The organism is Cetobacterium sp. (assembly GCF_048470075.1).
Lineage (GTDB): Bacteria > Fusobacteriota > Fusobacteriia > Fusobacteriales > Fusobacteriaceae > Cetobacterium_A.
The window spans coordinates 1-7,021 of record NZ_DBGBQB010000356.1 but is presented as its reverse complement, the minus strand read 5'-3'; the positions used below and the strand labels follow the sequence as shown (position 1 = coordinate 7,021).

The window sequence follows — 7,021 nt, the reverse complement described above, 5'->3', positions numbered from 1 at the left end:
ATTAAAGACTTAAAAATGAACATTTTTTGGCAAAAAAACAATTCAAAATAAAAATTGACAAAATTTTGAAAATTAAGTATTCTATATTAGAATAATAGATTTAAATTTTATGTTTTTATAATAATAATAAACAATAAATGTAGAAAGGTGAGTAGGATTATGGTAAGTAAAACAGTTGAAATTAAGAATGAAACAGGGCTACATACAAGACCTGGTAATGAATTTGTAAGTTTAGCAAAAACATTTACATCTCAAATTGAATTAGAAAACGAAGAAGGGAAAAAAGTAAAGGGAACATCTTTACTAAAATTACTTTCTTTAGGAATTAAAAAAGGTGCAAAAATAACAGTTCATGCTGCAGGAGAAGATGAAAACGAAGCGGTTGAGAAGTTAGCTCACCTACTTGAAAATCTAAAGGACTAATAAAATAGGACGATAGTTTAAAGTGTGAGAAGGATGGGGGTGACTCTGTCCTTTTTTTTGTCAAAAAATTAAATTTTGGGAGAGATAAAATATGAGAAAATTTGTAAAAGGTATAGACGCATCTCCAGGGGTAGCAGTAGGAAAGGTATTTTTATATAAGGAAGAAGAGCTTTTTATAGATAAGGGAGAATGCTCAAATGTTGAGATTCAAAAAGAAAAGTTAATCGAAGGTAGAGATAAGACAAAGGAACAACTATTAAAAATTAGAGAAAAAACAGCTAGACAACTAGGAGAAGATAAAGCTGCAATATTTGATGGACATATAACATTATTAGAGGATGAGGATTTATTTGATGAAGTTATAGAACTAATTGAAGATGAGAAGATAACAGCAGAGAATGCTTTAGAGCAAGGTATCAGCGGATATTGTGATATGTTAGCAAATTTAGAGGATGAGTATTTAAGAGAGAGAGCAGCAGATTTAAGAGATATTGCTAAAAGATGGTTATACAATATCGTTGGAATAGATATTGTAGACCTTTCATCACTTCCAGCAAACTCAGTTGTAGTTGCAAGAGATTTAACTCCATCTGATACAGCTCAGTTGGATTTAAAGAATGTTGTGGCTTTTATCACAGATATTGGTGGAAAAACAGCTCACTCATCTATTATGGCTAGATCATTAGAGATTCCAGCTGTAGTTGGAACAGGAAACATAACTGAGTTAGTGGTTAATGATGCTCCAATAGTAGTGGACGCTCTATCTGGAGATGTTATAATAAATCCAACGGAAGAGGATGTTGAAAAATACTCTAAAAAAAGAGAGAAATATTTAGAGGAAAAAGAGTTATTGAAGCAATTAAAAGATAAGACAGCTACATCAAAGGATGGAGTAACTGTAGGAGCTTGGGCAAATATAGGATCACCAAAAGATGTTGCAGGAGTTTTAAGAAATGGAGCTAATGGAATAGGACTTTATAGAACTGAGTTCTTATTCATGGCAAATGATAGATTCCCAACAGAGGATGAGCAATTTGAAGCATATAAGATAGTTGCAGAGTCAATGAAAGATGAAAATGGAAAACCATATCCTGTTACAATTAGAACAATGGATATTGGTGGAGATAAATCATTACCTTATATGGAGTTACCACATGAGGAAAATCCATTCTTAGGATGGAGAGCTTTAAGAATATGTCTAGATAGACCTGAAATCTTAAAAACACAGTTTAGAGCCCTTTTAAGAGCATCTGCATTTGGATATATAAAAATCATGTTACCTATGGTAATCTCAATAGAGGAGTGCAGAAAATCAAAAGCTCTATTGGAGGAGTGTAAAGCTGAGTTAAGAGAAGAGGGAGTAAAGTTTGATGAGGATATCCAATTAGGAATCATGATTGAAACTCCAGCTACAGCATTTAGAGCTAAATGGTTTGCTGAAGAGGTAGATTTCTTCTCAATAGGAACAAACGATTTAACACAGTATACATTGGCAGTAGATAGAGGAAATGAAAGAATCTCTCACCTATATGACACATATAATCCAGGTGTATTAGCAGCTATTAAAGCGGCAATAGATGGAGCTCATGAGGGTGGAATCTCAATATCAATGTGTGGAGAGTTTGCTGGAGAGGCAAGAGCAACAGCTTTACTATTTGGAATGGGACTAGATGCATTCTCAATGTCAGCTATCTCAGTTGCAAAAGTTAAGAAAAATATAATGGCTATGGATAAGGCATCGGCAGAGGCTCTAGTTGAAAGAGTAATGTCAATGAGCACAACTGAAGAGGTATTAGCAGAGATAGACAAATATAATGAAGAGATATTAGGATAAAAATAGTATGTTAAAAAAGGTGAAACAAAGTTTCACCTTTTTTTATTTTTAGGGTATACTATTATAAAAATAATAGGGAGAGGTGTTATGGGATTAAAAGATTTTAAAATAAGTGTTTCTAAAGAAAATATTCTACATAACTATCACTATTTAAAAGAACTTCGAAATAAAGAGATAATAGCTGTTGTAAAAGCAAACGCTTATGGTCATGGGATAGAGAATATAGTAAAATTTTTATCAGCCAATGGCTGTGAATATTTTGCTGTTGCAAGAGAGTGTGAAGCTGAAAAAATTTTAAAGTTAAAAATAGAGAATATAAACATAATTATTTTAGAAACCATTGATGAATTGAATTTTATAAAAAACAATGAAAATGTACAGATGGTTGTAAATAGTTTTAAAGATCTTTTGAATCTTTTAGAAAAAAATGTTTCCACTGACCAACTACATTTAAAATTGGATTTTGGATTTGGAAGAAATGGTGTTGTAGAGGAGGATTTTTCCAAATTAAAAAAATTGATATTAGAAAAAAATTTGAGATTTAAGGGACTATGTACCCATGTATTTGCTGCAGATTATGATGATATGATAGCGATTGAAGAGAGATTTTCTCAGATATTAGAGGAGATAGGAAAAGAGAGATTTCAAATTATACATATGCAAAATAGTGCTGGAGTTATATCCATTGGAGGTAAAAATTGTACTCATATAAGGTGTGGAACAGTTCTTTTTGGGCTTCAGGAGATAGGATATTATGACCCATGCATAAAAAGAGCGTTTAATCTAGTTGGAAAAATTTTAGGAACAAAAGATTTAAAGGATTTAAAATATATTGGATATGAAAAAAAAGAGAATATAGACATAGGAAAGTATAAAAAAGTTGCTAAAATTCGTTTAGGATATGGAGATGGATTTTCAAAAAGAAGTGAAGGTATTATGTCTATAATCAATAATAAAAAGTTTAAAATAGTTCATATCAGTATGGATAGCTCATTTATTTTAGTTGATGACTCTGTGAAAGAGGGGGATATTGTAGAGATTTTTCATGATTTAGAGGAGAGTATAAAGCATTTAAAAGTTCCTCATTATGAATTTTTATCATGTATAAATGACAGAATAAAAAGAGAGTTGATATGACTACGTACAAAAATAAAATTTTATTTTAAAAAAATATTGACATTTTTTTTTCAAATAAGATATTATACATCAAACCATCAAGAGAGACCGAGGGACTGGCCCTTTGACGTTTCAGCAACCTACCATTATGGTGTGGTGCTAACTCCAGATAGATGGGAGAGATAGAAATGTCAATTACTTACTCCCATCTTAATTAAAAATTAAGATGGGAGTTTTTTTTATACGGGAGGATTTAAAATTATGATTACTTTAGAGAGGGTCAATAAAGTTTATAGTAATACTTTTCATGCTGTAAAAGATATATCTTTAGATATTAAAAAAGGGGAGATATTTGGAATAATCGGTTTAAGTGGAGCTGGAAAGTCATCGCTGATTAGATTGTTTAACGGGTTGGAACCAGTGACATCTGGAAAGATCGAGATAGAGGGAGTAGATATCTCAGAACTTCCTAAAAGAGAGCTCTTAAATAAAAGAAAGAAAATAGGTATGATATTTCAGCACTTCAATCTCTTAAAATCAAGAACTGTAAAGGAGAATATAGCTTTTCCTCTGGAGATTGATGGATGGAAAAAAAGTGATATAGAGAAAAGAGTTAGAGAACTTTTAGGATTGGTGGAGCTTGAAGATAAGGGAGATTTTTATCCAGCTCAGCTTTCAGGAGGACAGAAACAAAGGGTGGCAATAGCGAGAGCTTTAGCCAATAATCCTAAGATACTTCTGTCAGATGAAGCCACGTCGGCCTTAGATCCTAAGACAACAAAATCTATTTTAAAATTGATAAAAGATATTCAAAAAAAGATGGATTTAACTGTTGTTTTAATAACCCATCAAATGGAAGTGATAAGGGAGATTTGTGATAGGGTTGCAGTGATGTCAAAAGGGGAGATCATAGAGAGTGGAAAAACTTATGAGATATTTTTAAATCCCAAAACAGATATAACAAAAGAGCTAATATCATATGTTCCACCTCAAGAAAAAGAGGAGATAGAATACATAAAAAAAGCTGGAAATAAAGTTATTAAATTGATGTTTTTAGGTTCTGTGGCAGGGGATCCAATTTTATCAAAAGCGGTAAAAAAATTTGGTTTAGATATAAATGTTTTAGGTGGATCTATAGACCTTTTATCCGCAATGCAGGTAGGACATCTAATTGTTGAGCTGATTGGAGATATAGAAAAACAAGATGAAGCGATAGCTTGGTTTCCAAGTTTAGATGTGGGAGTGGAGGTAATTTACAATGGTATTTAATATGTTGATACAGGCGACAATGGAAACGATATATATGGTGTTTTTATCAGCTATAGTTTCATTGATAATAGGTTTTCCATGTGGTATTTTAGCCGCTATAACATCAGAGGGACATATATTTGAGAACAAGGGAATAAATAGAGTTTTAAATGGCATAATAAACATTACAAGATCCTTTCCATATATTATTTTGATGATTTTACTGCTGCCTCTATCAAGACTGATAATAGGTACAACTATAGGTAGTACAGCAGCAATAGTACCACTTTCAATATCAGCGGCACCCTTTGTGGCAAGGGTGGTTGAAAACTGTGTTTTAGAAGTGGATAAAGGGGTTATAGAAGCCAGTGAAAGTTTAGGAGCAAATAATTTTACAATTATAACTAAAGTTATAATTCCAGAGGCATTGCCATCTTTAATTCAAGGAACTACACTTTTAATTATTAATTTAATCGGTTTATCTGCAATGGCTGGTGCTATTGGAGGTGGCGGATTGGGAGATTTGGCCATAAGATTTGGTTATAATAGATTTAAATTAGATATTATGATTTACTCGGTTTTAGTTATTATAGTTTTAGTGCAGGGAGTTCAATTAATAGGTAACTTAATATCAAATAGATTGAAAAAAAATGGGAGGTAATTATGAAAAAGATAGTTTTAGTTTTGGGGTTATTGGGGTCAGTTATAAGTTTTGGAGCAAAGTTAAAAGTGGGAGCATCTCCAGTTCCTCATGCACAGCTTCTACAGCTTGTAAAAGATGATTTAAAGAGTGAAAACGTGGATTTAGAGATAGTGGAATTAACAGATTATGTGACTCCAAATCTACTGTTAGATTCAAAGGAGTTAGATGCAAATTTCTTCCAACATAAACCATATTTAGAAACTTTTGCAAAGGAGAAAAATCTAAAATTAGTATCTGCAGGAAATATTCATGTAGAGCCATTAGGTGTTTATTCAAAGAGAATAGATAGCATAGAAAAACTAAAAAAAGGTGCTGTGGTTGCAATACCAAATGATCCAACAAACGGTGGAAGAGCTCTGATTCTTCTACATAATAATGGAATTATAAAACTAAAGAATCCTCAGGATTTATTAGCTACAGAGTTTGATGTTGTAGAGAATAAAAATAATCTAAAATTTAAGTCATTGGACGCAGCTCAAATTCCAAGAGCCCTACAAGATGTGGACTTAGCTGTAGTAAATGGAAACTATGCCATTGAAGCTGGGCTTAACCCTTTAACAGAAGCTTTAATAATAGAGGGGAAAGAATCTCCTTATGCCAACCTAATAGCAGTGAGAGAGGGAGAGGAAAATAAAGAGGATATTCAGAAGTTAGTAAAGGCTTTACAGAGCGAAAAGGTAAAAGTTTTTATAGAAAATACATATAAAGGTGGAGTGGTTCCAGCTTTTTAACTAAAAAATTAGTGGTTTTAGTTCTATATTTTATAGAACTAAAACCGCTTAAAGCACTTTTATTTTATATCCAGTTTGCAAACTTTTTTACATTTCACTTTCTTTTTTGTACAAAGAATATCCTCTGAGTTACAATTGGGGCAAAAATCTAAATCTTTTTTCAATGTGGGAATAAAAGTTTGCCCACAGGAGTTACAAATAAATTGACAGTGAGGAGTTTTAAAATCTCCACCCTTTAATTGAATACCATATCCCATAATCAGTGCTTCAGTTATCTTTACTCTTGCGGAGTTTAAAATATTCTGAAAAGTTTGTCTAGAAACTTCCATTCTTTCAGCACACTCTTCTTGTGATAGATTTTCCAAATCTTTAAGTCTTATAGCTTCTAACTCCTCTATTTTTATGTTATTAAAATGAATGTTACAATTTTTACTTCCCTCTGGAACAAATCTAGTTTCAGTTGGAATAAATTCAACACTTCTAACTTTTGTAGGTCTTGCCATAGTTATTTTCCACACTTACAGTTACAAGAGTGACCGTGTCCATGGTGATGGTCATGATGGTGCTCATGACTACTACATATAGCTTCTCCATTAACCAGGATATGTTTAAAGAATCCATCAGCTATATCATCACAAAATCCTTCCAGTCCAGAAAAAACTTTAATATCAAGAGATTTTAAGTTATTTAAAGCTCCTTCTCCAATTCCACCACAAGCTACAAACTCAACACCTAACTCTTTTAATTGTGCAGGAATAGCTCCATGACCATTGCTTTTATGATACTCTTTGTTAGTACCATCATAGATAAAAAAACCCTCTGCTCTTCCAAAATGTTGACTAATTTTGTTATTTTCAGCGACAACTGCAATTTTCATAAAAACACCTCTTTTTAAGTTATTGGCATATGCTATAATTAATATTAGTTTTTTTTATTAAAAAAGTCAAGAATTATTTTTTAAAAATT

8 protein-coding genes and 1 riboswitch are annotated in these 7,021 nt (G+C 32.0%); of the genes, 6 read left to right on the top strand and 2 right to left on the bottom strand.

The features are described 5' to 3' along the window. Positions 1–159: 159 nt before the first annotated feature. The 6 genes from ACMOUI_RS12345 (at position 160) to ACMOUI_RS12320 (ending at position 6,055) form a co-directional block, all read left to right on the top strand. Positions 160–423 (top strand): HPr family phosphocarrier protein, encoded by a 264-nt coding sequence (locus ACMOUI_RS12345; RefSeq protein ID WP_023050032.1) that lies wholly within the window; start codon positions 160–162, stop codon positions 421–423. Between the two features lie 91 nt (positions 424–514). Continuing rightward, a complete protein-coding gene (gene ptsP, locus ACMOUI_RS12340; protein WP_418965994.1) occupies positions 515–2,257 on the top strand; it encodes a phosphoenolpyruvate--protein phosphotransferase in 1,743 nt (580 codons plus the stop codon). Between the two features lie 87 nt (positions 2,258–2,344). Beyond that, complete coding sequence (locus tag ACMOUI_RS12335) at positions 2,345–3,394, top strand: alanine racemase (protein ID WP_418965993.1); 1,050 nt, start codon at positions 2,345–2,347, stop codon at positions 3,392–3,394. Positions 3,395–3,465: 71 nt separating this feature from the next. Then, positions 3,466–3,553: riboswitch (SAM riboswitch) on the top strand. Between the two features lie 81 nt (positions 3,554–3,634). Continuing rightward, a complete protein-coding gene (locus ACMOUI_RS12330) occupies positions 3,635–4,642 on the top strand; it encodes a methionine ABC transporter ATP-binding protein (RefSeq protein WP_418965992.1) in 1,008 nt (335 codons plus the stop codon). Beyond that, positions 4,632–5,282, top strand: a complete 651-nt coding sequence (locus ACMOUI_RS12325) for a methionine ABC transporter permease (protein WP_418965991.1) — start codon at positions 4,632–4,634, stop codon at positions 5,280–5,282. Before ACMOUI_RS12330 ends, ACMOUI_RS12325 begins: the two co-directional genes overlap by 11 nt. A gap of 2 nt (positions 5,283–5,284) precedes the next feature. Next, positions 5,285–6,055, top strand: coding sequence for a MetQ/NlpA family ABC transporter substrate-binding protein (locus ACMOUI_RS12320; protein WP_418965990.1), 771 nt, complete (start codon positions 5,285–5,287; stop codon positions 6,053–6,055). Between the two features lie 59 nt (positions 6,056–6,114). On the opposite strand, the gene ACMOUI_RS12315 is transcribed toward ACMOUI_RS12320, so the two are convergent. Next, positions 6,115–6,558: a DUF134 domain-containing protein gene (locus ACMOUI_RS12315; RefSeq protein WP_418965989.1), complete on the bottom strand. Its 444-nt coding sequence runs from the start codon at positions 6,556–6,558 to the stop codon at positions 6,115–6,117. Between the two features lie 2 nt (positions 6,559–6,560). Next, entirely contained in the window at positions 6,561–6,932 is a 372-nt protein-coding gene (locus tag ACMOUI_RS12310) for a NifB/NifX family molybdenum-iron cluster-binding protein (protein ID WP_418965988.1), read from the bottom strand. Positions 6,933–7,021 lie beyond the last annotated feature (89 nt).

What these genes read in the sequence shown, in the direction of transcription:
- ptsP (WP_418965994.1), top strand. Translation starts at nt 515, where the DNA reads ATGAGAAAATTTGTAAAAGGTATAGACGCATCTCCAGGGGTAGCAGTA.
- ACMOUI_RS12330 (WP_418965992.1), top strand. Translation starts at nt 3,635, where the DNA reads ATGATTACTTTAGAGAGGGTCAATAAAGTTTATAGTAATACTTTTCAT.
- ACMOUI_RS12325 (WP_418965991.1), top strand. Translation starts at nt 4,632, where the DNA reads ATGGTATTTAATATGTTGATACAGGCGACAATGGAAACGATATATATG.
- ACMOUI_RS12335 (WP_418965993.1), top strand. Translation starts at nt 2,345, where the DNA reads ATGGGATTAAAAGATTTTAAAATAAGTGTTTCTAAAGAAAATATTCTA.
- ACMOUI_RS12320 (WP_418965990.1), top strand. Translation starts at nt 5,285, where the DNA reads ATGAAAAAGATAGTTTTAGTTTTGGGGTTATTGGGGTCAGTTATAAGT.
- ACMOUI_RS12310 (WP_418965988.1), bottom strand. Translation starts at nt 6,932, where the DNA reads ATGAAAATTGCAGTTGTCGCTGAAAATAACAAAATTAGTCAACATTTT.
- ACMOUI_RS12345 (WP_023050032.1), top strand. Translation starts at nt 160, where the DNA reads ATGGTAAGTAAAACAGTTGAAATTAAGAATGAAACAGGGCTACATACA.
- ACMOUI_RS12315 (WP_418965989.1), bottom strand. Translation starts at nt 6,558, where the DNA reads ATGGCAAGACCTACAAAAGTTAGAAGTGTTGAATTTATTCCAACTGAA.